Source organism: Bradyrhizobium sp. P5_C12, from assembly GCF_054049735.1.
In genome coordinates this window covers 1-804 of sequence record NZ_JBFULU010000140.1, presented here as the reverse complement: position 1 = coordinate 804, position 804 = coordinate 1, and the positions used below count along the sequence as shown (strand labels likewise).

Annotated in this window: 1 protein-coding gene; it reads right to left on the bottom strand. The window is 58.5% G+C overall.

Annotated elements, in window-relative coordinates:
* The coding region (locus tag ACXJMY_RS37985; RefSeq protein ID WP_456624467.1) for an asparagine synthetase B family protein at positions 1–804 on the bottom strand (804 nt) is incomplete at both ends.

Below are 804 nucleotides of genomic sequence, written 5' to 3'. Positions count from 1 at the left end.
CCTTGCCTCCGGTCAGAAATTCGTCGGGGAATCGCGCTATGGTGCCGGCCAGCTCTGTATCCATAAACGGCATCCGGCCCTCGATCGACCCCGCCATCATCATTCGATCGCCTCGCTCCAACAAATCATCTGGAAGCCAGGACGTTTGATCGAAGAAGAGTGTACGGCGCAGACTAGATTTGAGCCCGGACGAGTACGGATAGACGTCCGGCGGCGTTGCCGACAGGGGCCGGCCTAGCATCGCTTCGGCTTCAGCGACCGAAGTGCCTCCGAACCATAGCCGCATCCGATTCGAAAGGTCGCGCTCGCCTGCGGCCAACGCAAGAATCTTTACGCGCCGCATCCCGTAGGGCAGGGAACGCACCAGTGGGTGTATCAGCCCGTCGTGCAACAGGCGTGGCATCAGCCATTGGTAAAGTCCTATCCATTGCTCAGCGCGATGCTTCGGATACCCACCCATCAACTCATCGGACCCTTCTCCAGTGAGTACCATCTTCACACTGCGAGAGGCCATCTCCGAAAGCAGAAGGATCGGGATGTCAGATGTTTCGCTGACTGGGGCTCCACGTCGCAAGACGGCGGTTGGCCAATGCGCCAAGAAGCTGTCGGGTTCGACGAGCAGTTCATTGTGAATTGTACCAAACTGACGCGCAATGACACGCGCATGATCGAGCTCAGAGTATCCCGGGTCCCGAAAACCTACTGAAAAAGTTCGCACAGGCTCCGTGCTATGCCTAACCATGGTTGCAACGACCGCCGACGAATCGATGCCACCAGAGAGATAGGCGCCGAACGGCGCGTCGC